The sequence below is a fragment of the Kitasatospora sp. NPDC058170 genome, from assembly GCF_042883905.1.
Taxonomy (GTDB): Bacteria; Actinomycetota; Actinomycetes; order Streptomycetales; family Streptomycetaceae; genus Kitasatospora.
The window spans coordinates 35,475-60,578 of the sequence record NZ_JBHVUV010000029.1 but is presented as its reverse complement, the minus strand read 5'-3'; the positions used below and the strand labels follow the sequence as shown (position 1 = coordinate 60,578).

At 73.9% G+C, this 25,104-nt stretch carries 20 protein-coding genes; 15 read left to right on the top strand and 5 right to left on the bottom strand.

Translation table 11 applies throughout. The annotated features are described in order from the left end of the window. Window positions 1-409 precede the first annotated feature (409 nt). Complete coding sequence (locus ACFVVX_RS29125; RefSeq protein ID WP_387949842.1) at window positions 410-1,738, top strand: serine hydrolase domain-containing protein; 1,329 nt, start codon at window positions 410-412, stop codon at window positions 1,736-1,738. A gap of 141 nt (window positions 1,739-1,879) precedes the next feature. Here ACFVVX_RS29125 and acs read toward each other — a convergent pair whose 3' ends face one another. From acs to ACFVVX_RS29110, 3 genes are all read right to left on the bottom strand, one after another. After that, the gene (acs, locus tag ACFVVX_RS29120) at window positions 1,880-3,835 is read right to left on the bottom strand and encodes an acetate--CoA ligase (RefSeq protein WP_387949840.1); all 1,956 of its coding nucleotides are present in this window, start codon (window positions 3,833-3,835) and stop codon (window positions 1,880-1,882) included. A 211-nt stretch (window positions 3,836-4,046) separates the two neighbouring features. Next, complete coding sequence (locus tag ACFVVX_RS29115) at window positions 4,047-6,500, bottom strand: SulP family inorganic anion transporter (protein ID WP_387949838.1); 2,454 nt, start codon at window positions 6,498-6,500, stop codon at window positions 4,047-4,049. A gap of 496 nt (window positions 6,501-6,996) precedes the next feature. After that, the gene (locus ACFVVX_RS29110; RefSeq protein ID WP_387949836.1) at window positions 6,997-7,989 is read right to left on the bottom strand and encodes an ATP-binding protein; all 993 of its coding nucleotides are present in this window, start codon (window positions 7,987-7,989) and stop codon (window positions 6,997-6,999) included. A gap of 240 nt (window positions 7,990-8,229) precedes the next feature. Here ACFVVX_RS29110 and ACFVVX_RS29105 point away from each other — a divergent pair, with 240 nt between their 5' ends. Next, entirely contained in the window at window positions 8,230-9,123 is an 894-nt protein-coding gene (locus tag ACFVVX_RS29105) for an oxidoreductase (protein WP_387949834.1), read from the top strand. 521 nt (window positions 9,124-9,644) lie between these two features. Here the strand turns inward: ACFVVX_RS29105 and ACFVVX_RS29100 are convergent. After that, window positions 9,645-10,646: an HAD family hydrolase gene (locus ACFVVX_RS29100; RefSeq protein ID WP_387949832.1), complete on the bottom strand. Its 1,002-nt coding sequence runs from the start codon at window positions 10,644-10,646 to the stop codon at window positions 9,645-9,647. Window positions 10,647-11,347: 701 nt separating this feature from the next. Here ACFVVX_RS29100 and ssd point away from each other — a divergent pair. The 7 genes from ssd to ACFVVX_RS29065 all read left to right on the top strand — a co-directional run bounded on the left by ssd (window position 11,348) and on the right by ACFVVX_RS29065 (window position 17,208). Next, a complete protein-coding gene (gene ssd, locus ACFVVX_RS29095) occupies window positions 11,348-12,472 on the top strand; it encodes a septum site-determining protein Ssd (RefSeq protein WP_387949830.1) in 1,125 nt (374 codons plus the stop codon). Further along, window positions 12,472-13,806: a TadA family conjugal transfer-associated ATPase gene (locus ACFVVX_RS29090; protein WP_387949828.1), complete on the top strand. Its 1,335-nt coding sequence runs from the start codon at window positions 12,472-12,474 to the stop codon at window positions 13,804-13,806. The genes ssd and ACFVVX_RS29090 overlap by 1 nt, the downstream gene beginning before the upstream one ends. A 144-nt stretch (window positions 13,807-13,950) precedes the next feature. Continuing rightward, window positions 13,951-15,012, top strand: coding sequence for a type II secretion system F family protein (locus tag ACFVVX_RS29085; protein ID WP_387949826.1), 1,062 nt, complete (start codon window positions 13,951-13,953; stop codon window positions 15,010-15,012). 443 nt (window positions 15,013-15,455) lie between these two features. Next, a complete protein-coding gene (locus ACFVVX_RS29080) occupies window positions 15,456-15,899 on the top strand; it encodes a type II secretion system F family protein (protein WP_387949825.1) in 444 nt (147 codons plus the stop codon). Window positions 15,900-16,014: 115 nt separating this feature from the next. After that, the gene (locus tag ACFVVX_RS29075; protein WP_387949823.1) at window positions 16,015-16,287 is read left to right on the top strand and encodes a DUF4244 domain-containing protein; all 273 of its coding nucleotides are present in this window, start codon (window positions 16,015-16,017) and stop codon (window positions 16,285-16,287) included. A 109-nt stretch (window positions 16,288-16,396) separates the two neighbouring features. Beyond that, a complete protein-coding gene (locus tag ACFVVX_RS29070; protein WP_387949822.1) occupies window positions 16,397-16,738 on the top strand; it encodes a TadE family type IV pilus minor pilin in 342 nt (113 codons plus the stop codon). After that, entirely contained in the window at window positions 16,726-17,208 is a 483-nt protein-coding gene (locus tag ACFVVX_RS29065; protein WP_387949820.1) for an Rv3654c family TadE-like protein, read from the top strand. The genes ACFVVX_RS29070 and ACFVVX_RS29065 overlap by 13 nt, the downstream gene beginning before the upstream one ends. On the opposite strand, the gene ACFVVX_RS29060 is transcribed toward ACFVVX_RS29065, so the two are convergent. Further along, window positions 17,203-19,692, bottom strand: coding sequence for a DEAD/DEAH box helicase (locus tag ACFVVX_RS29060; RefSeq protein WP_387949818.1), 2,490 nt, complete (start codon window positions 19,690-19,692; stop codon window positions 17,203-17,205). The two genes, ACFVVX_RS29065 and ACFVVX_RS29060, sit on opposite strands and share 6 nt — an antisense overlap. Before the next feature lie 222 nt (window positions 19,693-19,914). On the opposite strand from ACFVVX_RS29060, the gene bldG reads away from it, so the two are divergent. The 6 genes from bldG to ACFVVX_RS29030 all read left to right on the top strand — a co-directional run bounded on the left by bldG (window position 19,915) and on the right by ACFVVX_RS29030 (window position 24,774). Continuing rightward, window positions 19,915-20,256, top strand: coding sequence for an anti-sigma factor antagonist BldG (gene bldG, locus ACFVVX_RS29055; protein ID WP_387949816.1), 342 nt, complete (start codon window positions 19,915-19,917; stop codon window positions 20,254-20,256). Between the two features lie 160 nt (window positions 20,257-20,416). After that, window positions 20,417-20,836, top strand: a complete 420-nt coding sequence (locus ACFVVX_RS29050) for an ATP-binding protein (RefSeq protein ID WP_387949814.1) — start codon at window positions 20,417-20,419, stop codon at window positions 20,834-20,836. A 222-nt stretch (window positions 20,837-21,058) separates the two neighbouring features. Next, entirely contained in the window at window positions 21,059-21,427 is a 369-nt protein-coding gene (locus tag ACFVVX_RS29045) for a cyclophilin-like fold protein (protein WP_387949812.1), read from the top strand. A 130-nt stretch (window positions 21,428-21,557) separates the two neighbouring features. Continuing rightward, complete coding sequence (locus ACFVVX_RS29040; RefSeq protein ID WP_387949810.1) at window positions 21,558-22,268, top strand: small secreted protein; 711 nt, start codon at window positions 21,558-21,560, stop codon at window positions 22,266-22,268. Between the two features lie 272 nt (window positions 22,269-22,540). Then, on the top strand, window positions 22,541-24,073 hold the full coding sequence (locus ACFVVX_RS29035; RefSeq protein WP_387949808.1) for a methyltransferase: 1,533 nt from the start codon (window positions 22,541-22,543) through the stop codon (window positions 24,071-24,073). A gap of 239 nt (window positions 24,074-24,312) precedes the next feature. Further along, window positions 24,313-24,774: a DUF3592 domain-containing protein gene (locus ACFVVX_RS29030; protein ID WP_387949806.1), complete on the top strand. Its 462-nt coding sequence runs from the start codon at window positions 24,313-24,315 to the stop codon at window positions 24,772-24,774. The last annotated feature ends 330 nt before the right edge of the window (window positions 24,775-25,104 follow it).

Below are 25,104 nucleotides of genomic sequence, written 5' to 3'. Positions count from 1 at the left end.
CCTGGCGGAGATCTTGATGCGTCTTTGACATTCTAGCGGGAACCGCGAGGCGACATCCTGATTGTCATATTTCAGGACCTAGGTCGGTATGTCTTGTTGTGCACTCTGCCTGCCCCGCGCGTCCGCTACGCCGCTGTGGGCGGCACCTGATCGGCACCCGAGTCAGCACCCGAGTCGGCACCTGATCGGCACCCGAATGGCCGTGGCCGCATGCAGACGGGTGAACGCCTCCTTATCGTCGGTCGCAGGCGCCGACCCGATCGGGTGGCGTGATCCCCGTTCGTTTTGGAGGCACGACGATGCCCAGACCGCCCCTCTTACCGCCCCGTGACCGGGCCGCCCGATGAACGGTCCGCTTCCCGGCCCGGCCGCCGCCCTGGACCGGGCAGTCGCCCGTGACCAGGCTGCCGTGCCCGATCCGACCGCCGGGTTCGACCTGGCGGACGGGTTCGACCTGACCCGCGGGTCCGCTCTGCGCCGCCCGACCGGCGGCTTCGATCCGACTGCTGTGCGCGGCCCGGCCGTGGCGTCCGACTCCGGGTCAGGGCTCGAACCGGGGCCGGATCTCGACCACCTGCTCCGCCCGCTCTTCCGCGCCGCCGCCCCCGGCGGCGGGGTCGCCGTCGTGGTGATCCGCGGGGACCAACGGACGGTCGCCTGCCGCGGCCACTCCGACCGCTCCGCCGAGCGGCCCGTCCGGGCCGACACCAGGTTCGAACTCGGCTCCGTCACCAAGACCTTCACCGGACTGCTGCTCGCCGAGATGGCGGCCCGGGGCGAGGTGGGGTACGACGACCCGATCGACCGCTACCTGCCGGCCGACGCCGCCCCCGGTTACCCGCACGAGCGGCCGATCACCCTGCTCCACCTGGCCACCCACACCTCGGGGCTGCCCCGCCTGCCCGTCGGACTCCTTCCGGCGGCGGCCCCCCGCTGGTTCACCCGCCCGTACGCGACGTTCGGTCCGGCCCACCTGCTCAGGGCGCTGCCCCGGACCCCGGTCCGCGGGACCCCGGGCGCCCAGGTGCGCTACTCCAACCTCGGCTGCGGCCTCCTGGGCCTGTTGTTGGCCAATGCGGCCGGGCAGCGCTACGACGACCTGCTGGCCGCCCGGGTCTGCGGGCCGCTCGGCCTGGTGGACACCTCCTGCGGCCCCGGCCGGGAGGAGGCCGCCGGCTACCGGCGCGGTCGGCGAGTCCCGTCCTTCCGGCTGCCGGCCCTGCCCGGCGCGGCGGCGCTGCGCTCCACGGCGGACGACATGCTCCGCTACCTCCAGGCCCATCTGGCCCTGGACGCCGTCCCGCTGCCCGAACGGGCGGACGCGGCGGCGCTGCGGACGGCCCTGGGCGAGGTCCGCCGACCGAGGGCCGGTCGGCGCCGCAGCGGGGCGCGGATCTGCCTGGGCTGGAACCAGCGCTCGGTCGCGCCCGACAGCGGCGGGGCCGCGGAACGCAATGGCGGCGGCGACGGTGACCGAGGCGGGGGCGGCGGCTTCGGTGACGGTTTCGGCGGCAGCTTCGGCTACGGCGGTGAGCGGGGCGTGGAGGTCGACGAGGTCGTCTACCACGCCGGTGCCACCAGAGGGTTCACCACCTTCGTCGGCTTCAGCCCCCGGGCCCAGGTCGGGTTGGCGGTGATGGCCGGCGCCCTGCCGCTGCGCAGTCGGGGCCTCGTCCAGAGCGCGTACGACACGCTGCGCACCCTGGTGGCGGAGCGTCGGGAGGAGCCGCCCCGGTAAGGGCGGGCGGGGGCGCGGCCGGCGCGGCGGGGGACGAGGGCAACCGGTGGGGGAACGGCGCGCGCGTACACGGCTGTGCCCCGGGCGGTCACGACCGCCCGGGGCACAGCGCTGCTCAGCTCGAAGTGCTCAGCGGGGTGCTCAGCCCTCGCTGCCCGCGGCGGGGAGCTGGGACTGGATCAGGCTCATCACCGAGCTGTCGGCGAGGGTGGTGGTGTCACCGACCTCGCGGCCCTCGGCGATGTCGCGCAGCAGACGGCGCATGATCTTGCCGGAGCGGGTCTTCGGCAGCTCGCCGACGACCTTGATCTGCTTGGGCTTGGCGATCGGGCCGAGCGTCCTGCCGACGTGTGCGCGCAGTTCCTCGACCAGTTCGGGGCTGTCGGTGGCGGTGCCGCGCAGGATGACGAAGGCGACGATGGCCTGGCCGGTGGTGGCGTCGGTGGCGCCGACGACGGCGGACTCGGCGACCGAGGGGTGGCCGACCAGGGCCGACTCGACCTCGGTGGTGGAGATGTTGTGGCCGGAGACCAGCATGACGTCGTCGACCCGGCCGAGCAGCCAGATGTCGCCGTCCTCGTCCTTCTTGGCGCCGTCACCCGCGAAGTAGCGGCCCGGGAAGCGCGACCAGTAGGTGTCGATGTAGCGCTGGTCGTCGCCCCAGATGGTGCGGAGCATCGAGGGCCAGGGCTCGGTGAGGACGAGGTAGCCGCCGGAGCCGTTGGGGACCTCGTTGGCCTCGTCGTCGACGACGGTGGCAGCGATGCCGGGCAGGGCGCGCTGGGCGGAGCCGGGCTTGGTCTCGGTGACGCCCGGGAGCGGGCTGATCATCATGGCGCCGGTCTCGGTCTGCCACCAGGTGTCGACGATGGGGGTCTTGCCGGCGCCGATGTGCTCGCGGTACCAGATCCAGGCCTCGGGGTTGATCGGCTCGCCGACGCTGCCCAGGACGCGCAGCGAGGAGAGGTCGAACTTCGCGGGGATGTCGTCTCCCCACTTCATGAACGTGCGGATCGCGGTGGGAGCGGTGTAGAGGATGGTGACGCCGTACTTCTGGACGATCTCCCAGAAGCGGCCCTGGTGGGGGGTGTCGGGGGTGCCCTCGTAGATGACCTGGGTGGCGCCGTTGGAGAGCGGGCCGTAGACGATGTAGGAGTGGCCGGTGACCCAGCCGATGTCGGCGGTGCACCAGTAGACATCGGTGGCGGGCTTGAGGTCGAAGACGGCGTTGTGGGTGTAGCTGGCCTGGGTGAGGTAGCCACCGGAGGTGTGCAGGATGCCCTTGGGCTTACCCGTGGTGCCGGAGGTGTAGAGGATGAAGAGCGGGTGCTCGGCGTCGTGGGCCTCGGGCGTGTGCTCGGTGGACTGGCGCGCGGTGATCTCGTGCCACCAGACGTCGCGGCCCTCGGTCCAGGAGACGTCCTGGCCGGTGCGGCGGACGACCAGGACGTGCTCGACGCCGTCGGCCTTGGTGAGCGCCTCGTCGATGGCGGGCTTGAGCGCGGAGGGCTTGCCGCGGCGGTAGCCGCCGTCGGCGGTGATGACGAGCTTGGCCTGGGCGTCCTGGATGCGGGAGGCCACGGCGTCGGCGGAGAAGCCGCCGAAGACGACGGAGTGGGTGGCGCCGATCCGGGCGCAGGCGAGGATCGCGACCACCGCCTCGGCGATCATCGGCAGGTAGACGGCGACGCGGTCGCCCTTGGTGACGCCGAGTTCGAGCAGGGCGTTGGCGGCCTGGGAGACCTCGTCCTTGAGCTGGGCGTAGGTGATGGAGCGGCTGTCGCCGGGCTCGCCCTCGAAGTGGATGGCGACGCGGTCGCCGTTGCCGGCCTCGACGTGGCGGTCGACGCAGTTGTAGGCCACGTTGAGCTTGCCGTCGGCGAACCACTTGGCGAACGGGGGGTTCGACCAGTCGAGGGTCTCGGTGGGCTCGACGGCCCAGGTGAGGCGGCGGGCCTGCTCGGCCCAGAAGCCGAGGCGGTCCTCGGAGGCCTGCGCGTACGCGGCCGCGGTGACGTTGGCGGCGGCGGCGAGCTCTGCCGGCGGGGCGAATCGCCGCTCCTCCTTGAGCAGGTTGGCCAGGCTCTCGTTGCTCAACGCGCACTCCTCATCGAGTCATGATCGGGGGCATTCCCGTGCGTGGGGATTGTCCCGTGTGTCCCAGCGCACAGCTCACCAGGCGAAGAGGTCAGTTGACAAGAGGCTCCGGATAATTGGTGTAGACCTTTGATCGATAGTCGAAGAGTTGGACGAACGACTGGGGGTGGGCCCGCGCCCCTGCCCGCCCGGCGGGGCGCGGGCCCGGCTCTCAGGCGGCCAGTCGGGGGTCGCCCCCCGGGACGGCCGCGGCGGCGGGCGCGGGGGCCTCGGAACCGGGGGCGGAGATGTGTTCGAATTCGTTGACACGTTCGGGCGTGTCGCAGGGTACCGACCCGTCGGTCCCGGTGGCCGCCGCCTCGCCGACGGCGCTGCCCCCGTCGGCGCCCAGTGCCTCGATCGGGCTGAACCGGCCGGTCTCGCGGTCGAGCACGTAGGCCTGCGCGGTGGCGAAGTCGAAGTACATTCCGACCAGTCGCAGGGTGCCCTCGGCCACCCGGCGCTCCACGGCGGGGTTGGCCAGTAGTTGGTCCAGCTGTTGCACGACATTGGTGATGCAGAGCTGTTCGACCAGGTCGACCACCGGGCGGGCGGTGAACCCGGCGGGGGCCCTTCTCAGCCGGTCGAGCGAACCGCGGCCGTTGCGCAGCCAGCGGGTGAGCGAGGTCGGCGGGCCGGGACGCTCGTGCACGCCGTCGAGCAGGGCCTTCATCGCGCCGCAGCCGGAGTGCCCGCAGATCGTGATGGAGCGCACCTCCAGGGCCTCGACGGCGTACTGCACGGCGGCGGCCACCGAGTCGTCGGCGGCGCCCGGCTCGAAGGGTGCGGGGACGAGGTTGCCGACGTTGCGGACCGTGAACAGGTCGCCCGGCCCGCTGTTGGTGATCATGCTGGTGACCATGCGCGAGTCCGCGCAGGTCAGGAAGAGCTGGGAGGGCGTCTGTCCTTCCCGGGCCAGCCGGGCCAGCTCGGGGCGGATCAGCGGGGCGGTGTGCAGCTGGAACACCCGGACGCCGTCCAGCAGCCTGTTGTGGGGGTCCTCCTGCTGCTCGATGCAGTGGTGGCCGACCCACGGCGTCCAGGCCCGGCAGCGGTGCGGGCCCGGCGAGCTGCCGGCCCGGACCGTCCCGTCGGGGTCGAGCACCTCGTCCTCCTGGGGACGCGTCACCATCGAGACGCGGCCGCCGGCGGCCTGGTGGTGCGCCCGCCAGCTGTGCAGGGTCTCGTACGCGGCGTGGTCCAGGAAGGAACCGTCGTGGACGACCGTCACCGCGGCGGTGGCGGGGATCCCTGCCAGCGCCCGGCTCAGCCGGGGTACGGCGGTGAAGGTCAGCGGCCCGTGCGTCTGTACGGTGACCGAGCCGTTGTCGGCGGCCAGGACGTCCACATGGGCCCGGGTCAGCCGGTACAGCGCGAGGAGGACGGCCGTCGCGGCGCCCAGCGCCACCCCCAGCAGCACGCCGAACAGCACCACGCCGAGCACGGTGGCCAGGTAGACCGGGAACTCGCGGTGCCGGTGCACCTTGCGGATGTGCGCGAAGCTCACCATCTGCAGGCCGACGACCAGGACCAGCGCGGCCAGGGCGGCGAGCGGGATCCGGCGCAGGCCGCCGGTGAGGGCCAGTGCGGCCGCGAGCACCCAGACGCCGTGCAGGATCGAGGACCAGCGGCTCTGCGCACCGGCCCTGACGTTGGCCGTGCTGCGGACCGCCCCGCCGGCGATCGGCAGTCCGCCGAGCACGCCGCTGATCATGTTCGCGAGGCCCTGGCCGCGCAGCTCGCGGTCGAGGTCGCCGGTGCGGCGGGACATCCGGTCGATCGCGACGGCGGAGAGCAGCGACTCGACGCTCGCCACGGCGGTGACGGTCAGCACGGCGGCCAGGACCCCGGCGAGCGGCCCGTGTGGCAGAGCGGGCACGAGGTCGTGCGGCTGCCAGGCGGGCAGGTCGACGCGGGCGAGCCGCAGGTCCAGGGTGAGGGACAGCGTGGTGGCGGCGGCGACCGCGGCGAGCGGGCCCGGGATCCTGCTCAGAAGGGCGCCGAACTCCCCGGCCCGGCCCGGGAGTCGGCCCAGCCGGGGCCAGCCGAGCAGCACGCCGGCGGTGAGGGCGCCGACGACCAGGGCAGGAGGGTGCGGGCCCGCCAGCTGGTCGGGGAGGGAGAGCAGGTTGGCGAGCGCCGAGCTCTGCGGGGAGCCGCCGAGCACGACGTGCAGCTGCGCGATGGCGATCGTAAGGCCGACGCCGGCCAGCATGCCGTGCACGATGGCGGGCGAGACGGCGAGCGCGGTGCGGGCCACCCGGCGCACGCCGAGCAGGAGTTGGAGCAGCCCGGCGGCGAGGGTGATGGCGCAGGTGGCCTGCCAGCCGTACTGGCCGATCAGCCCGGCGGTGATCACGGTCAGCGCGGCGGAGGGGCCGCTGACCTGGAGGGGCGTGCCGCCGAACAGTCCGACGACGAGGCCGCCGACGGCCGCCGCGGCGAGACCGGCGGAGAGCGGGGCGCCGGTCGCCATGGCGATGCCGAGTGAGAACGGCACGGCGATCAGGAAGACCACCAGGGAGGCGGAGAGGTCCTGCATCCACCGGGTGCGGGAGGGCGGGCCCGGTGGTGCGTGGTCGGTGGTGTCGGAGGCGATGGGGGCGCTGGAGATGTCGAGGGTCATTGTCTTCCCGTCTGTCCGGGGGAACGAACGCAGTCAGGTCCAGTGGTGAGTCCGGTTGTGGGGCTCGGGGGCGGATCGGCTGTCGTGGGTCGCGACGGTGTGGCGGGATGGCGTGGGCGCGGCGGGGAGTGCGGGTGTCACCGGCCGGACCGTGGACCATCAAGGAGGTCCCCGAAGAGGGGACCATCAAGACTCGGTAAACCGAGGGTAATGAAAGCTTTGCACAGCGTCATATGGGGTGGTAGGTCCGGAGGCTTGGATTCACCCCATTGGGTGGTAGTCGAACCGATGGGAATCTGCTGACGAAACCGGCTGACGGGCCCTCCCGGCGGTACCTGCGCCGGACGCGCGAGGGCCGCGGCCTCCCCGGGGTGGGGGAGGCCGCGGCCCGTTCGGTGCTTTCCGGCGCTGGTACCTATTTGGTGCTGGTGCTGGTGCTGGTGCTGGTGCTGGTGCTGGTGCTGGCGGTGTCGGGAGTCGGCCGGACGGCGGCCGGTCAGGCGGGCACGCCCGCGGTGGCGGGCTGTTCGCCGCCGAGCACGAACCCCCGGTCCACCTGTGTCGCGAGGTCGATGCCGACCTTGGCGTTGGCCCAGCTCTCGGCGTTCCGGAGGTGGAAGAGGACGGCCTGTTCGGTGTAGCGGCGCGCGTCCCGCCGGTCGTACGCGGCGTCCGCCTCCGCCCGCAGCCGCTCCAGCACCTCGCGGTTGCCCGCCTCCAGCGCCCGCAGCGGCGGCTCGGCGCCCTGCTCCAGACGGCGCACCCAGTCGGAGTGTCCGAACGTCGCCAGCAGGTCGTCGCCCACCTCGCGGCGGAGGAAGTCCAGGTCGTCCGGGCCCTGCACCTTGTTGCCGACCACCCGCAGCTGCACGCCGAAGTCGCGGGCGTAGTCCTTGTACTGGCGGTACACCGAGACTCCCTTGCGGGTCGGCTCGGCGACCAGGAAGGTCAGGTCGAATCGGGTGAACAGACCGGAGGCGAAGGAGTCGGAGCCCGCCGTCATGTCGGTGACCACGTACTCGTCCCGGCCGTCGACCAGGTGGTTGAGCAGCAGCTCGACCGCGCCGACCTTGGAGTGGTAGCAGGCCACGCCGAGGTCCTCCTCGGTGAACGCGCCGGTGGCCAGCAGCCGCACCGACCCCTCGTCGAGCGCGATCGGGCGGGCACAGGCCGCGTACACCGGGTTCTCCTCGACGATCCGCAGCAGGCGCGAACCCCGGCCGGGCGGTGTGGTCTTGATCATTTCCTCGGCTGAACCGATGAGCGGATTGCCGCCGCGCAGATACTCCTTGATCTCGGGCAGGTGTGCACCGAGCGAGGGCAGTTCGGCGGCCTGGGAGTCCGTCAGGCCCAGTGCGGGGCCGAGATGTTGGTTGATGTCGGCGTCGACGGCGATGACCGGGCGGCCCGCGGCGGCCAGGTGGCGGATGAACAGTGAGGACAGCGTGGTCTTGCCGCTGCCGCCCTTGCCGACGAAGGCGATCTTCATCTGGGACTCCGGCTCTCGCTCTGGGGCCCTCGCGTCGGGCCTCTTGCTCGGGGCCTCCTGCGCTGCGCCGAGTGCGCCGAGGCTGACGACCTCCAGAATTGGAAATCGTTATCGTCTCCGATAGTGGTCATGCTATCCGCGGTTTGGGGCTCCTTGCCGGAGGGGAGTGATGATTGCCTCTAACGGGTGATACGGGGTTGCTGTTCCGGGAGTGCCCTCCGGTTCATTACTCTCGGGTAGGTGAGCACTGGAACAGATCCCCTCGCCCCGCTGGCCCAGCTCCCCGGGGTGCCCGACGCGGTGGCCGAGGTGCGCAAGGCCGTCGACCGCCTGTACGGGCACCGGGTGATGCGCCGCCGCGCGGCCGAGGTCACCTCCGAGTCCGCCCTGCGTGGGGCCCGCGCCTCGGCGGCGCTGGCCGGGGCCGACTGGCCGCTGGAGGAGGTCCGGCGACGCAGCGACTTCAGCGCGGACCAGGAGTCCCGCACGGTCGGCGCTGCCCTGCGGATCGCCGCCGAGGCCGGACAGCTGCTGAGCGTGTGGCGGCACTCGCCGCTCCAGGTGCTGGCTCGGCTGCACCTCCTGGCGGTCGGCGACGCCGATGCTGCGGCCGGGCGGCCCCGGCAGGCCGGTGAGGCCGCCGATGCGCTCTTCCCGTTGGACCTCGACGCGGCGGAGGGCATCGGGGTCGAGGCCGCGCCCGGCGGTCCGGCGGCCGAGCTGCCGCCCGCCCCGGGGGCGGAGGAGGTCGCTGCCCGGCTGGACCAGCTGTCCCGGCTGCTGGTCGCCCGCGCCGAGGGGCAGGGAGTGGGGACGCCGGCACTGGTGGTGGCCTCGGTGGTGCACGGGGAGCTGCTGGCGCTGCGGCCGTTCGCCTCGCACAACGGCGTGATCGCGCGTGCGGCGCAGCGGATCGTGCTGATCGCGGAGGGGCTCGACCCGAAGTCGATCTGCCCGGCCGAGGTCGGTCTCGCGGAGCTCGGAACGGACGCCTACCGGCGGGCGCTGGCGGGCTACCTGGCCGGCACCCCGGAAGGGCTGGCGGCCTGGATCGGGCACTGCGGACGGGCGTTGCGCCTGGGCACCCGGGAGAGCACGGCGGTCTGCGAGGCGATGCAGCGCGGCATGGTCTGAGCCGGCCCGGGCGCCGCGGGCGCCCTTCCGGCCGGTGGCTGCGGCCCCCCGCTCGGCGGTGGCGCGCTCCTGGGCCCGGTCCTGGACCCGGCCCCGGACACAAGGATGCGGCGGCACCTGATCCTGCCGGGTGCCGCCGCTGGTACAGGTGCCGGGTGACCATGCATGCACCGGAAGTGCCCATCAGACGGGGATCCTGCCCGTTCGTCTGGTGCGGCGGCCCGACAGCGGGTCGGCTGCATGTGGGTGCTCGACTATCTGTACGTGCGGTCCGTGGGGCCTGAACTGCGTTGTCGGTTTGACCTCTTCGGTCCTGACCGGGTCTCGCGGGCCGTGCTTCATTTGTATCGCGTTTCGGGCGAAAGGGGAACCCGAAACGAGAAGTCTTTGGCTTTTGCCCGCTCCACCCCAAACACAGGGCTATGTCCGGTTTGGGGGTGTGGGTGATCGCCCGGCCGGAGCCGGGCGACCCCGTGGTGGTTACCGCCCGGAAGGTTCCCGGTGGGCGGTGTGCGCCGGACCTAGGCGGCCGGTCGGCGGCGCCGGGCCGCGTACCAGATCACCCCGGCGGTCACGAGCGCCGTGCCGATCGCCACGGCCGTCAGCACCGAGCCGCTCGGCGCGGAGAACTCCGGGAGCCGCCGCCGCAGTTCCACCGGGCGGTCGAAGACCAGCACCGGCCATTCGCGGGCCACCGCCTCCTTGCGCAGGGCGCGATCCGGGTTGACCGCCGACGGGTGGCCGACGGCCTCCAGCAGCGGCAGGTCGGTGGACGAGTCGCTGTAGGCGTAGCAGTCGGCGAGGTCGTAGCCCTCGCGCTCGGCCAACTCCCGGATGGCCGCCGCCTTGTTCTCGGCGTAGGCGTAGTACTCGATCTCGCCGGTGTAGCAGCCGTCCTCGATCTTCAGGCGGGTGGCGATCACATGGTCCGCGCCGAGCAGCGCGCCGATCGGTTCGACCACCTCGGAGCCGGAGCTGCTGACGATCACCACGTCGCGGCCGGCCGCGTGGTGCTGCTCGATCAGGGAGGCGGCCTCGTCGTAGATGATCGGGTCGATCAGGTTGTGCAGCGTCTCGGCGACGATCTCGCGGACCTGTTGGACGTTCCAGCCCCGGGTGAGTGCGGAGAGGTACTCGCGCATCTTCTCCATCTGGTCGTGGTCCGCGCCGCCGACCAGGAAGACGAACTGGGCGTACGCGCTGCGCAGTACGGCCCGACGGTTGATCAGACCGCCCTGGTAGAACGGCCGGCTGAAGGCCAGCGCGCTCGACTTGGCGATGATGGTCTTGTCCAGGTCGAAGAACGCGGCCGTGCGGGGGCCGGTCGGGCGTGTGCGGGGCGTGGCGGGCCGGGTCGCGGCGGGCCCGGCGGGGGCTTCGGCGGCGGCCGGACCGGCGTCGGCGGGAGCCTGCGCGGGGCCGGCGGTTTTCGGCGCGGGGGCGGCCGAGGGGGTTCCACCGGACTCGGCGGTGCCGTCCGGGGACTCGTCGGCGTACTCGTCGGCGTTCTCGGTGGTGTCCACGGGAACCGAGGATAGAGGGCCGTGCAAAACACCCCGCCATTCGGCGTACTCATGGGCGTGCGGGTTTGTGTTTCTGGCCGCTCGGGTACACCATGGAAGTCACGGATCGTTCGCGACCGTGCTAACCCGGTCCGGCTCCTCCCCCCCGAGTCGGGCCGTGGATAGACGACCCCCGCTCTCCCCCCCGGCGGGGGTCGTCGCACGTCCGGGGCCATTTTCAGGGGTTGAAGGCTACTCGCGGAGGCTTCCGCAGTCGGCCGGGTTCCGGCGTACAGGGGGTGTCGGCCCGAGCGCCGCTATCTGACTTTCGTCACTCTGTGTTGTCGGTTACTCATCGTGGCCGGCGGCTTGGTGCTGCCCCGGGGGCGGCCCGTCAGTGCCCGTGCGCCGGGTGCGGGGAGACGGCGGCGGATGCGGTCCGGGCCGCGGCGAATCGGCCGTCGGCTCTCCTCGGTGAGCCCCTTCCGTCAATTCTTTGCTCAATAGCCCCCCACCCGGGTGAACGTTCTTGTCCACAGCCCCCGAGTTGTCCACAGGGATTCGGAACGGGGCTGACGGAATGCGGATCGCCCTCCACCGTGATGTCCGGCGGCGGTCGCCGGTCCCCTCGTACGGGGCTCACCGGGAGACCGCCCGCCGGAACCGTCCGGACCCGCACCCGTACCGCCTTCCGCGGACGGGTGCCCCACAGGGGAGCTCCCATGTCGACACCGACCACCGACCACACCACCGCCAAGGGCCCGCAGGCCGCCGGCCCGCTCGTCGTCACCGAGGACGAGGGCCTCGCCGAACACCTGCTGCGGATCTGTGCGGCGGCCGGCACCGAACCGCGGCTGATCCGGGGCGCCCCGCCGCCGCGCGGGCTCTGGGAGGCGGCGCCGCTCGTCCTGGTCGGCGACGACCAGGCCAGGAGGTGTGCGGGGCTGCCCCGGCGCACCGGGGTGCTGCTGCTCGGCCTGGATCTGGACGATCCCGAGGTGTGGGTCAGAGCCGTTCAACTCGGCGCCGAGCACGTGCTGTTCCTCCCCGACGCCGAGGGATGGCTGCTGGACCGGATCGCCGACGCGGCCGAGGGCGTCGGGGCGGCGGCGCTCACCGTCGCGGTGCTCGGCGGTCGCGGTGGGGCCGGCGCCTCCACGCTGGCCTGCGCGCTCGCGGTCACGGCGGCCAGGACCGGGCGGCTGACCATACTCATCGACGGTGATCCGTTGGGCGGCGGGCTCGACATCCTGCTCGGCGGCGAGACGGCGGGCGGACTGCGCTGGCCCGGCCTGGCCGGCGCGCGGGGCCGGGTCAGCGGCGCCGAGTTGGCCGAGGCGCTGCCCGCGATGAAGCGGCTCACGGGGCTGTCCTGTCTGTCGTGGGACCGGAGCGACACGCTGACCGTGCCGCCCGGGGCCATGCGCAGCGTGCTGGCCGCCGCCCGCCGGCGTGGCGGGCTGGTCGTCGTCGATGTGGCACGCCACCTCGACCCGGCGGCCGGGCAGGCCCTGGAACAGTCCGACCTGGCACTCCTGGTGGTGCCGGCCGAGCTGCGGGCGGTGGCGGCGGCCGACCGGGTCGCGGCGGCCGCGCGGATGCGGCTGGGCGACGTCCGGGCCGTGGTGCGACCGGTGCGGCCCGCAGGTCTCCGGGCGGACGTCATCGCCCAGGGTCTGCGGCTCCGCCTCGCGGGTGAGCTGCCGCCGGAGCCCGGGCTGGCTCTCGACGCCGAGCGGGGGGTGCCGCCCGGGATCCGTGAGAGCGGCCCGCTCGCGCGCTTCTGCGCGACCTTCCTGGACGAGGTGCTGCCGCCGGTGCCGGCGGTCGGAGGAGGTGTGTACTGATGGTCCGTCTTCGCAGAAACAGCATGGTGGGAAGCAGTGGTGGCGGGGCGTCGGGGAGCCCCCTGCCCGGGAGTACGGCGGCGGCCGGGCGGGCCCCGGAGCCGGGTGCGGGGCAGGACCCGCACCCCTACGGGCGGACGGCCCGGGAGGAGCGCGCGGCGGCGCTGGTGGACGCGGTACGGCTGCGGCTGGCCGAGTCCGGTGCGGCGCCGACGGCCGGGTCCGTCGCGGCCGCACTGCGGGCCTCCCGGCCCCCGCTCGGCGGTGACGAGGTGCTGGACACCGTGCGCTCGCTGCGCGCCGAACTGGTGGGTGCGGGCCCGCTGGACCGGCTGCTGGCGGCGTCCGACGTCACGGACGTCCTGGTCAACGGTCCGGAGGAGGTCTGGGTCGACCGGGGCGGCGGTCTGCGGCGGGCCACCGGGGTGCGGTTCGCCGACGCCGAGGCGGTCCGGAGGCTGGCCCACCGGCTCGCCACGGCGGCCGGCCGGCGGCTCGACGACGCCCGGCCCTGGGTGGACGCCCGACTGCCGGACGGCACCAGACTGCACGCCGTGCTGCCGCCGATCGCGGCCGGCTGCACCCACATCTCCCTGCGGGTCTGCCGCCCCCGCCCGTTCACGCTCGACGAGCTGGTGGCCGGCGGGGCGCTGCCCCCGCAGGGCGCCGAAGTGCTGGCGGGCATCCTGCGGGCGCGGCTCTCGCTCCTGGTCAGTGGCGGGACGGGGACGGGGAAGACCACGCTCCTTGCGGCGGTGCTCGGCCTCGTCCGGCCGGACGAGCGGATCGTCATCGCCGAGGACTCCGCCGAGTTGCGGCCCGCCCACCCGCACGTGGTCCGGCTGCAGAGCCGGCCGCCCAACCAGGAGGGGCTCGGCGAGCTGACGCTGCGGGACCTGGTCCGCCAGGCACTGCGGATGCGGCCCGACCGCCTGGTCATCGGGGAGGTCCGCGGGGCCGAGGTCTCTGACCTGCTGGCCGCTCTGAACACCGGGCACGAAGGCGGCTGCGGCACCGTGCACGCGAACACGGCGGCCGACGTCCCGGTCCGACTGGAGGCGCTCGGATCCCTGGCGGGACTCGACCGTCCGTCGCTGCACAGCCAGCTCAGGGCGGCGTTGGACGTGGTGGTGCACCTCGTCCGGGATCCCGCTACCGGGCGGCGGCGGGTCTCCGAGATCCACACGTTGGCCGGTGACCGCGACGGCCTTGCCGTCACCGTCCCGGCCGTGGCCTTCACGGCGGGCGGTGCCACGGTGCCGGGAGCGGGCTGGGAGCGGCTTGTACGGCTGCTCGCGGCGCGCGGGGTGACGCTCGCGGGTGGATCGCCGTGACGGGGGCCGTGGCGGCCCTGGCGGCGGCGAGCGCCCGCCAGGCGGAGGTCGTGTTCGTCCTGCTGCTGGGCGGATGCGTGACAGGCGCCTTGGCGCTGCTCGGGCCGTGGGGCCGCAAGAGCCGACGACGAGGAGGCGGGTGACATGGCGGGCGACATGGCGAGGGACCAACTGGCGCTGTGCTGGGCGCTGGTGCTCTGCGGGGTGGCGGGGGCCGGGTGGTGTTCGCTGCAGCGCCAGGTGTCCGGTGTCCGGCGATCGCGGCTACTGCTGGCGGGTGAGGGCGGAGATCCCGGCGTGAAGTGGGGCCGGGCGCCGGCTCGCCCCGGCCGGGGGACGGGCCGGCGGGTGACCTGGCGGGTGCCCGAACTGCTGCTCCTCCCGGCCGGGTTGGTGGCGGGGGTGGTGACGGCCTCGCCCGTGCCGGTGCTCGCCGCCGCGCTGGCCGCTCTCCCGTTGCGGGGTTGGCGGCTGCGCCGTGAAGCGGCCCGGTCGGCCCGCCTGCGCGGTACGGCGGTGGTCGACCTCTGCGCCGCGTTGGCGGGGGAGCTGCGGAGCGGGGCGACACCCGAGCAGGCGTTGCACCTGGTGACCGCCCGCATCGCGGCGGACCGGGAGGTGCTGCGCCGGCTCGGGGAGGAGCCGGTGGCGCGGCTCGCGGCCGGCCGGTACGGCGGGGACGTGCCCGCGGCGTTCCAGCTTCTCGCCGAACTGCCCGGCGGGAGCGGGGCGGTCGCGCTCGCGGCGTGCTGGCAGGTCGCGTCCGACAGCGGCTCCGGTCTGGCGGCCGGGCTGGACCGGGTCGCCGAGGCCCTGCGTGGCGAGCACGCGCTCGCCGAGGAGATCGAGGGGGAGCTGGCGGGGCCGCGTACGACGATCTCCGTCCTGGCGGTGCTGCCCGCGGCCGGGCTGGTGCTCGGGGTCGCGCTCGGGGCGCGGCCGGTGGACGTCCTGCTGCACACAACGGCCGGACTCGGCTGTCTGGCGGCCGGGGTGGCCCTGGAGGCGGTGGGCCTGGTGTGGATGGCGCGGATCGTCCGGGCGGCCTCGGTGGGAGCCCTGGGCGGTACGGCGGGCGGTGGGCGGCCCGTCGGTGGCGGGTCCGACCGGGTGGACGCGGGCGGCTGGCGCTGCGGAATCTCGCGGACGCGGGGCCGGGGCGGGGTGCCGAGTGGTGCGTTCCGGGAGGAGGCGATGTCGAGGTGACGGCGGGAGCCGACTGGGCCGCTCGGGGGCTGGTGGTGGCGGCAGGGGGGTTGCTCCTGTGGCAGTGGGTGGCGAGGGGTGTGATTCGGCGCAGACGGGCGGCGGCCTGGTGCCGACCTGCGCCTGGCAAGCAAGGCGCGCCGGAAGGCCTGTTGGGTCGGACCGGTCCGACCGGAGGGGTCGGTGGGCTTGCCGGGCGGCGGTGGCCGGGGCCTCGCCGACGGGGTGCGACGGCTGGGCGGTCAGGGCGGTCAGGGCGGTCAGGGCACTCGGGGCGTTCAGGGCGGGTGGCGGTCGCGGCCGGCGCGGGGCTCGGAGTGGCCCTGGTGTTGGGCGGCGGAGGCGGTCTGGCGGCAGGCGCCCTGCTTGCGGCGGGTCTGTACCGGGGGCTCTCCAAGGCCCGCTCCCCGGAGGAGCGGCGGATCGTTCTGGAAGAGGAGCGATTGACCCGGCAGCTTCCGCTGACCGCCGAGCTGCTGGCGGCGTGCCTTGGATCCGCAGCCTCGCCGGCCCTGGCGGTCGGGGCGGTCGGCCGGAGCGTGGGGGCGCCCATGGGGCCCCGGCTGGTGGCCATCTCGGCCGAACTGGCCCTGGGTGCCCCGCCGGAGGTCTGCTGGACCAGGCTCGGCGAGGAGCGCCCGGCGCTGGCACCGCTGGCCGGCTGTCTGGTCAGGACGAGCCTCAGCGGGGCTCCGGCGGCGGAGGCCCTGACCGGGCTGGCGCACGGCAGACGGGCGGCGGCCGGCCGGGCGGCGCACACCCGGATCCGTCGTGCCGGAGTGATCGCCACGGCACCGCTGGGGCTCTGCTTCCTCCCGGCGTTCGTCCTGATCAGTGTCGTCCCGGTGGTGATCGGCCTCACCACCTCCTTCGCGAAAGGAATCTGACGCCACCTCAATTCATGTGCAGTGAGGCTTGGTTGGTGAGGCCTGGCTGTAGAGGGCCGGGCTGGACATCGCAGCGGCGCGGCGTTCCGCGTCGCCAACACGAGGAGAAGAGACCATGGCTGTAGTGATCACGCCCAAGACCGTCACCGGGCCGCCGGCCCGGCACCTGCTCGGGCTGTGTCGTCGCCGGGGCCGCCTGGTGGGCGGCCGGATCCGGCGGGCGGCCCGCCGTAGGAGCAGGTCGGATGCCGGAATGACCACGGCCGAGTACGCGGTCGGCACGCTCGGGGCCTGTGCCCTGGCCGCCGGCCTGTACAAGGTGGTCACCAGCGAGGCCGTCACCGGCGCGCTGACCGAGCTGCTGAACCGGGCGCTTCATGCGGCGTGACGGCCGCCCGTCGGGCCGGGCAGGTCGGGCGGGCCGGGTGGGCCGGGCGACCGGGGCGGCGAGGCGCCGCCGCGGTGGCGACGCGGGCTTCGCCACGGCGGAGACCGCGGTGGCTCTGCCGGCGCTGGTGCTGCTCGCCGCGATGCTGATCTGGGCGGTGCTCGCGGCCGCCGCCCAGATCCGGTGCGTGGACGCGGCACGTGTCGGTGCCAGAGCGGCGGCGCGGGGGGAGGCGGACCCTGCGGCGCTCGCCCGCTCGGCCGCCCCGCCCGGAGCGGACGTACGGGTCGTCGTGGACGCCGGCACCGTCCGGGTCGCCGTGGACGCGCCGTGCCCGGCTCCCGGGCAGCTCGCCGCGCTCCTCTCGGTGCGGCTGGGTGCGGCCGCCGTGGCGGCGCGGGAGGACACCCTGGTGGGCGGCGGAGGAGGTGCCGGGCCATGGCCCTCCTGAGCCCGGTGAAGGCGGCGCTGCGTCGGGCGACGGGCGCTCGTACGGCCCGCACCGCTGCGGCGGGGCGTGGGCCCGACGCGGGCTCCGCGACGGTCCTGCTGGTCGCGTTCGCGGTGCTCGGCTGTGCGGTGTTCACGGCGACGCTCTCGGTCGGCGCGGTGATCGGGGCCCGGCACCGGGCGGAGTCCGCCGCCGACCTGGCGGCGCTCGCTGCGGCGGGTCGGCTGCTGGTCGACCCGGACGGCGGGTGCGGCCGGGCGGCCGCGATCGCCGCCGCACAGGCGGCCACGGTGGCGGCCTGCACGGTGGACCGGGAGGCGGACGCCGTCGAGGTGGTGGCCGAGGTGCCGGTCGGGGCGCTGCCCGTGCGCCTGGTGGTCGGTCCGGCACGCGCCCGGGCCCGGGCCGGACCGATCCGAGGGGCGGTCACAACGGCGGACGACCAGCTCGGGACGGCGGGTGGCTCATGAGCCTTCGGCGATGGGCCCCTCCTGGTCGGCGGGGCCTTGCGGGTCGGCGGGGGCGCCTGGTCCGTACTGCTCGGGCCCGGGCTGCTCCGGCTCGCTCTGTTTGGGTCCGCTCGGGTCAGCTGGGCCAGGCCCCGTCTCGGCTGCCGCCCCCGTCTCGGCTGCCGCCCCCGCCGGGGCGCCGGCCAGCAGCACCTCCAGCAGTCGGACGGCGGCGGCCTTGTCCAGCGGATCGTTCCCGTTGCCGCACTTGGGCGACTGCACGCAGGAGGGGCAGCCGCGTTCGCACTCACAGGAGGCGATCGCGTCCCGGGTGGCCGTCAGCCACTGCTGGGCCCGCTGGAAGCCGCGCTCGGCGAAGCCGGCCCCGCCGGGGTGGCCGTCGTAGACGAACACGGTGGGCAATCGGGTGTCGGGGTGCAGCGGTACCGAGACCCCTCCGATGTCCCAGCGGTCGCAAGTGGCGAACAGCGGCAGCAGACCGATGGATGCGTGCTCGGCGGCGTGGGCGGCGCCGGGCAGCTGGTCGAGCGGGATGTCCGCGTCGAGCAGCTGGTCCTCGGTGACGGACCACCAGACCGCCCGGGTGCGCAGGGTGCGGGGCGGCAGGTCGAGTTTGGTCTCGCCCATGATCTCCCCGGTGGAGATCCGCTTGCGGAGGTAGCCGACCACCTGGTTGACCACCTCGACGGAGCCGAAGCAGAGCCGGCCCTCGCCCCAGTCGACGGTGGTGTCGGTGGAGAGCACGGAGATGGAGGTGATGTCGCGGGCGGACGTCGTGTAGGGCGGATCGGCCGGTTCGACCAGGGCGACCGAGCTGTCCAGATCGAGCTCCCGGACGAGATAGCTGCGCCCCCGGTGGAGGTGGACGGCTCCGGTGTGGACGGTGGTGTGGGCGGCCGAGGCGTCCACCGTGCCGAGCAGTCGGCCGGTCGGGGACTCGACGATCTGCACCGGGTTGCCGCCGCTGCCGCGCAGGTCGACGGCGTCGACGGCCCGTTCGCGGCGGGTCCAGTACCAGGAGCCGTCGGTCCGGCGGCGGAGCAGTCCGCGCTGTTCCAGTATCGGCAGCAGCGGGCCGCTCGACGGGCCGAACAGCTCCAGATCGGCGTCGGTGAGGGGCAGCTCGGCGGCGGCCGCGCACAGGTGCGGGGCGAGGACGTGCGGATTGTCGGGGTCGAGCACGGTGGCCTCGACGGGGGTGGCGAACAGGGCCTCCGGGTGGTGCACGAGGTAGGTGTCCAGCGGATCGTCCCGGGCGATCAGGATGGCGAGCGCCCCTTGGGCCTCGCGTCCGGCCCGCCCGGCCTGCTGCCAGAGCGAGGCCCGGGTGCCGGGGTACCCGGCCATCAGGACGGCGTCCAGACCGGAGATGTCGACGCCGAGTTCGAGAGCGGAGGTGGAGGCGAGGCCCAGCAGCCGGCCGGTCTGCAGATCTCGTTCGAGTGCCCGGCGCTCGTCGGCGAGGTAGCCGCCGCGGTAGGCGGCCACCCGGTCGGCGAGCGGTCGGCCGAGCTGGTCCTGGGTCTGGAGGGCGACGAGTTCGGCCGAGCGCCGGGAGCGGACGAAGACGACGGTACGGGTCTGCTGCTCGACCAGGTCGGTCAGCAGATGGGCGGCCTCGGCGGTGGCGGTCCTGCGGACGGGTGCGCCGTGCTCGCCGACGTTCTCGGTGAGCGGCGGCTCCCAGAGCCCGAAGACCATCGGGCCGCGCGGCGATGCGTCCTCGGTGACGGCCTCGGCCGGCAGTCCGGTGAGGCGTCGGGCGGTGGCGGCCGGGTCCGCGGTGGTGGCCGAGGCGAGCATGAACGTGGGCGAGGAGCCGTACCGGGCGCAGATCCGGCGCAGCCGCCGCAACACCTGGGCGACGTGCGAGCCGAAGACGCCCCGGTAGCTGTGGCACTCGTCGACGACCACGTAGCGGAGTGTCTTGAGGAAGGAGGCCCAGCGCGGATGGGCGGGCAGGATGCCGCGGTGCAGCATGTCCGGGTTGGTCAGCACGTACGAGGCGTACTGGCGGACCCACTCGCGCTCCTCGGGCGGGGTGTCGCCGTCGTAGAGGGCGGCCCGGACCCGGGGCGGGGCGAGTTCGGCGGCCCGGCGGCGCTGGTCGGCGGCCAGCGCCTTGGTGGGGGCGAGGTAGAGCGCGGTGGCGCCGCGCCCGTTCCTGGCCTCGGTGCCGTCCAGCAGGTCGCTGAGCACGGGGGCGAGGTAGCCGAGCGACTTGCCCGAGGCGGTGCCTGTGGCGATCACCACAGTATGGCCGGTTTTGGCCAGTTTCATGGCCTCTGCCTGATGGGCCCAGGGCCGTTCCACGCCCAGGGCCAGGGCGGATGCCACGATCTCCGGTCGGATCGAGTCGGGCCAGGGCGAATAACGGGCCGGTCGGGCGGGAAGGTGCTCCGTATGGGTGAGCCGGTCCGATCGCCCCCGGGTGGTGGACAGGGTCGCGAGCAGTGCCTCGGGCAGGCTGTGACGGGGCGGCATGAGGACCCAGTGTGTCACCGGCGTGACGGAGAATCGTCGTAAGCCATCGTGCGGTCATGGTCGCAGGTGGTTGAATGTGGCCGTGACGGCCGTACGGCCGGGGGTCGCAGCGCTGAGGCTTGCCACGCGTTGGCTGGGCGTGCCCGGGGCTCGTGACCATGCGGTGGCGGCCGTCCGGCCGAGGATCGCAATGACGTAGCAAGGCAAGGTGCTGGAGGTTCCGTGGACCTGTCCCTGTCGACCCGTACAGTCGGCGATCGCACGGTCGTCGAGGTTGGCGGCGAGATCGATGTGTACACCGCCCCGAAGCTGCGGGAGCAGCTGGTCGAGCTCGTCAACGACGGCAACTACCACCTCGTCGTCGACATGGAGGGCGTGGACTTCCTCGACTCGACCGGCCTGGGTGTGCTGGTGGGCGGTCTCAAGCGTGTGCGTGCCCACGAGGGTTCGCTGCGCCTGGTCTGCAACCAGGAGCGCATTCTGAAGATCTTCCGGATCACCGGTCTGACCAAGGTCTTCCCGATCCACACCTCCGTGGAGGACGCGGTCAACTCGACCGACTGATGTGGCCGGGCCGGCCGCTTCGGTCGGCCCGTCCGAATTCATGCGTCCGGGTCGCCGGGGCCTTGGTGCCCCGGCCGATCCCGGTCGCCCCAGGGCCGGTGTCCACCGGCCCGCGGGGGCCGCATGTCCGGCCCCGGTCGGAGTACCCCGAGGGGGAGAGATGGCAACCGTCGAACTTCGATTCAGCGCGCTTCCCGAGCACGTCCGAACGGCCCGGCTGGTCGCCGCGGCAGTCGCCAGACGCGCGGGGGTGGACGAGTCGGTGCTCGACGAGGTGCGGCTCGCCGTCGGTGAGGCGTGCTCCCGTGCCGTAGGGCTGCACCAGCGCGGCGGTATCACCGGCGCGGTCCGGGTGGCGCTCACCGATCAGGAGAAGCGTTTCCTCATTGAGGTCGAGGATGAGGCCGGCCCTGCCACGGTTCCGGCCTCCGGCACCGCCGAGGCCGTGGACCCGGACGAGGACACCCTGGGCCTCGCCGTCATCACCGGCCTGGTGGAGGACCTGGAGGTCACCAACGGCGCCGATGGCGGCCTGATCCGGATGAGCTGGCCGGTCTCGGCCGACACCGCGGCGGTCTGACGCCCCGGTGCCCTGACGCCCCGGTACCGCCCTGATGTCCTGACGTACCGGTGCCCCGGCAGTGCCCCGATGCTTCCCGGTGAGCTGTGCCTGCGGTGGGCCGGGCTCTCCGGGCTGTCGGCATTGACAAACTGTTGAGCCGGGCGGTTCCCTGCTCTTGGCACGACCGGATCCGATCCGTCTCCGGACGATCGGATCCTCGTTGGACAAGAGGGACATCCCATGCGGATACGCATTCTGTGGCCTGCCGGGCAGGCGACCGCCACGCTCGACCCCACGCCCACCGCCGACGCGCTCTGGGCCGCGCTCCCGATCAGTTCCTCGGCGAGCACCTGGGGCGAGGAGGTCTACTTCGAGACCCCGGTCAGTGTGCCCCGCGAGGACGGCGCCCAGCAGGTGGTGGAGCCCGGCACGGTGGCGTTCTGGACCGACGGGGACAGCCTGGCGCTGCCCTACGGGCCGACGCCGGTCTCCCGGGACGGCGAGTGCCGACTGGCCAGTCCGTGCAACGTACTCGGCGCGCTGGACGGGGATGCCGGAGTGCTGCGCACCGTCCGGCCGGGGGATCCGATCCGGGTCGAACGCGTCTGAGGGAGCGCCGGCGGCGCGGGCCGGGCGCATGGGCCCGGCGGGCGGGGCGGCCGGGGCGGGCGGGAACCGGAGGGTGCCGGGCGGCCGTGTAGGTTCGCAGTTCGACGATCGAACCGAAAGGGCTCTCCCGGTGAACAAGCGACTGCTGGCCGTACCCGCGCTCGGCGCGCTGCTCGCGTTCGGCGCCGTCGGCTGCGGCGACGACAACAGCAAGCAGCTGGAGTCCTGGGCGGCGAACGTCTGCGGCGCGGCCAAGGACCCGATCGCCCAGGCGCAGACCGCCCTGACGGACACCGGCCAGGTGAAGACCGGCGAGTCCCCGGCCGATCTGCAGAAGCGGCTCTCGACGGACATCGGGCGGCTGGCGAAGACCAACCAGCAGATCGCCGAGGCGATCAACTCGGCCGGGGCGCCGAAGGTCGACGAGGGCGCGAACCTCCAGAAGGACACCGTCGCCGAGCTGAACAAGGCGGCGGACGGCTACCTGGAGGTCCAGAAGAAGCTGGACGCGCTGTCCAACGGCGACCAGGCGAAGTTCGCGGACGGTCTGCGCAGCGTCGCCGACCAGGTGCAGCAGCTGTCCTCGCTGTCCACCCAGGCGCAGGGCAAGCTGCAGCGCGGCGAGCTCGGTGCCGCCATGGCCAAGCAGGAGGGCTGCAAGCCGGGGGCGGCCGCCGCCGCCCCGACGGGTGGCGCGAGTGGCGCCCCCGCGACCGGGGCTGCCCCCGGCACACCCGCTCCGGGCGCGACGGACACCGCGAGCCCGGCGGCCACGGACCCCGCCGCCACGCCGGCCCCGCCTGCTCCGGCGCCCTCCACCCCGGCACCCTCCGCGAGCTGACCCGGGCACTCTCCGCGAGCTGACCGCGGCGCGGAAGCGCGGAGGACCGGCAGGACGCGGGCTACCAGGACAGGGGCCACCACACCCCGGTCGGCCTCCCGGCCGACCGGGGCGTTCGCGCTGCCCCGGTGCGCGCGGGCCCGGTACCCGCCGACGGGCCGTCTCCGAAGGGGCTCCGAGGAGGCTCCGGGGCGGCTTCCGGACAGCCCTGCGCCGGGGTGGCCGGGCCGGTCCGGGTGGGTGGGGGTGGTGGGGCGGGGGACAATGGCGGGGTGATCAGTAGCCCCGTTCTCGACCCCACCCGCCTCGCCAAGTTGCGCGAGGCGCTGCTCGCCGCCTCCTACACCGCCGACGGGTGTCTCGATCTGCTCGGCCCCACCGGGTACGCGGCACTGGCCCGCAGTGAGGCGGTGCCGGCGCTGCGCGCGACCCGCGGCGGGAGCCCGCTGGAGACGCTGGTGCGGCTCTTCCTGCTGCAGCAGCCGGTGCCGTACCGGGCGGCCGCCGCCGCGCTGCCGGTCGAGGACTGCCTGGCCGACGGCTGGCTGCGCTCGGACGGCGAGTTGGTCCGGGCCACCGTGGACGTCCGCCCGTACGCCAACGAGGTCGCCGGGCTGCCGAGTTCGGACGCCTGGGTGGTCTCCGACCTGGGCTGCGCGGTCGGCGGCGCGGGCGGGATCGGCTCCGGGGAGACCGCGCACGGCGTGGCCCGCAAGGACCTGGTGCTCGGTGTCGGCGGCGCGTCCACCACGCTGGCCAACATCAGCGTGCGTCGCCCGGTCCGGGAGGCACTGGACCTCGGTTCGGGCTCCGGGGTGCAGGCGCTGCACGCCGCCCGGCACGCCCAGCGGGTCACCGCCACCGACCTCAACCCGCGCGCGCTGCGGTTCACCGAGCTGACCCTCGCGCTGTCCGGTTTCGAGAACACCGAGGTCGCCGTCGGCAGCCTCTTCGAGCCGGTCGGGGAGCGGAAGTTCGACCTGATCGTCTCCAACCCGCCGTTCGTGATCTCGCCCGGCGGCCGGTTCACCTACCGGGACGGCGGGATGGCCGGCGACGACCTCTGCCGCAGCCTGGTCCGCGGCGCGGCCGCCCGTCTGGAGCCGGGCGGTTACTGCCAGCTGCTCGCCAACTGGCAGCACGTCAAGGGCGAGGACTGGCACGACCGGCTGGCCGGCTGGGTCGCGGGCACCGGACTGGACGCCTGGGTCGTCCAGCGGGAGGTCCAGGACGTCGCCCAGTACGCCGAGTTGTGGCTGCGTGACGGCGGCGACCACCGGGGCCCCGGTGGCGACTACCAGGCCCGGTACGGGGAGTGGCTGGACGCCTTCGAGGCGGGCGGCGTCGAGGGGATCGGCTTCGGCTGGATCACCCTGCGGGCGAGCGGTGCCGAGCGGCCGACCGTGCGGGTGGAGGAGTGGCCGCACCCGGTCGAGCAGCCGCTCGGCCCGCACATCGACGAGTGGTTCGCCCGCCAGGACTTCCTGCGTGCGCAGGACGACGCCGGGTTGCTCGCGGCCCGGTACCTGTTGGCCGACGAGGTGGTCCAGGAGCAGGTCGGAGCGCCGGGGGCGGAGGATCCGGAGCATGTGATCCTGCGTCACAACCGCGGCATGCGGCGGGCCACCAAGGTGGACACGGTGGGGGCGGGGTTCGTCGGCGTCTGCGACGGGACGCTGGCGGCCGGCGAGATCGTGGACGCGATCGCGCAGCTGCTCGGCGAGGACCGGGTGGTGCTGCGGGACCGGGTGCCGGAGTCGCTGCGGCTGCTCACCGAGCAGGGCTTCATCCGGCCGGTTCTGTGACGGTTGGCGCTGTGGCGGGTCGGCGGTCGTAGCGGCGCCGGTGCTCCGGCCTGCCGGCGGTCCGCGCGGACCGTCCCGACCGTCCGGTTCACCTTGCCGTAGTCCCTGATTCGTCCGCCGGTCGCCGGACATCTGTCCTTCGTTGGTCCGCTGCTGTGAGGCTCTCTGTCCACAGGCTGTGGACAAAGGCGGTGGACAGAGCCGCCGGACGGGGCCGGTGAAGGAAGCGGGGGCCAGCGGTGGAGACGACGACCGAGATGGTGGGCGGCGTGGTGCTCGCGCTCTTCGGCGGCGCCCTGCTGCTCTGGTGCGCCGCCGAAGTGCGCCTTCGCCACCTTGTGCGCCGCCGAGGGGTTTCGGCGGTCGCCAAGGTGGTCGCCGAGGCCGACGCCCACGGCGAGCTCGACAGCGCGCCGCTGCTCTCCTTCTCCGCACCGGCGTCGGTCGGCGGCCCGGGGGCGAAGCGGTGCGCCGAGGTGGTGCTCGCCAGGCCGCGCGGCCACACCCCGCTGCGCCGACCGTCCCGGTTCGCGCCCGGTGCCTCGATACGGATCGCCTACGATCCGGTCCGGCCGAGCCGGGTGGTGCTGGCGGCGGCCGAGACGCCCCGCGCGGCGGTGGTGGACCTGCTGTGGACGACGCTCGGCGCGGGCTGCCTGGCCGCGGGGGCGTGCCTGCTGGTCGCCGGGTTCACCCGCTGACCTGCTCCGACTCGGCCGGAAGACCGGCCGGAAGACCGGAAGGCAGGCGGGCCGTCCGGCGGACCGGCACGTCCGGCCGCAGGCTGCCGTCCACCGGACCCCGGGCGGTCGGCCGCGGGGCCCCAGGGCTGACGATTTTCCGTTGACAGATTTTGAAATCCGTCATTCCATCCTTCGAAACCCGCCGAAGCCCCCCTCCACGGGGCGCGAAGCTCCATCATCGGGTTACCGTTCGAGTGGCGTCGGTCGGCCTTGCCGGTGAAAAAGCGGGATCCGTCCGTTTGACAAGGGTGGCCGGGGTACGGTCACACTCCGCTGGTGGGGTCGTCG

Bases quoted from the DNA above. Each gene is read 5' to 3' on its own strand.
- ACFVVX_RS29115 (WP_387949838.1), bottom strand. From the start codon at position 6,500: ATGACCCTCGACATCTCCAGCGCCCCCATCGCCTCCGACACCACCGAC.
- ACFVVX_RS29110 (WP_387949836.1), bottom strand. From the start codon at position 7,989: ATGAAGATCGCCTTCGTCGGCAAGGGCGGCAGCGGCAAGACCACGCTG.
- ssd (WP_387949830.1), top strand. From the start codon at position 11,348: ATGTCGACACCGACCACCGACCACACCACCGCCAAGGGCCCGCAGGCC.
- ACFVVX_RS29090 (WP_387949828.1), top strand. From the start codon at position 12,472: ATGGTCCGTCTTCGCAGAAACAGCATGGTGGGAAGCAGTGGTGGCGGG.
- ACFVVX_RS29085 (WP_387949826.1), top strand. From the start codon at position 13,951: ATGGCGGGCGACATGGCGAGGGACCAACTGGCGCTGTGCTGGGCGCTG.
- ACFVVX_RS29075 (WP_387949823.1), top strand. From the start codon at position 16,015: ATGGCTGTAGTGATCACGCCCAAGACCGTCACCGGGCCGCCGGCCCGG.
- ACFVVX_RS29065 (WP_387949820.1), top strand. From the start codon at position 16,726: ATGGCCCTCCTGAGCCCGGTGAAGGCGGCGCTGCGTCGGGCGACGGGC.
- ACFVVX_RS29060 (WP_387949818.1), bottom strand. From the start codon at position 19,692: ATGCCGCCCCGTCACAGCCTGCCCGAGGCACTGCTCGCGACCCTGTCC.
- ACFVVX_RS29050 (WP_387949814.1), top strand. From the start codon at position 20,417: ATGGCAACCGTCGAACTTCGATTCAGCGCGCTTCCCGAGCACGTCCGA.
- ACFVVX_RS29045 (WP_387949812.1), top strand. From the start codon at position 21,059: ATGCGGATACGCATTCTGTGGCCTGCCGGGCAGGCGACCGCCACGCTC.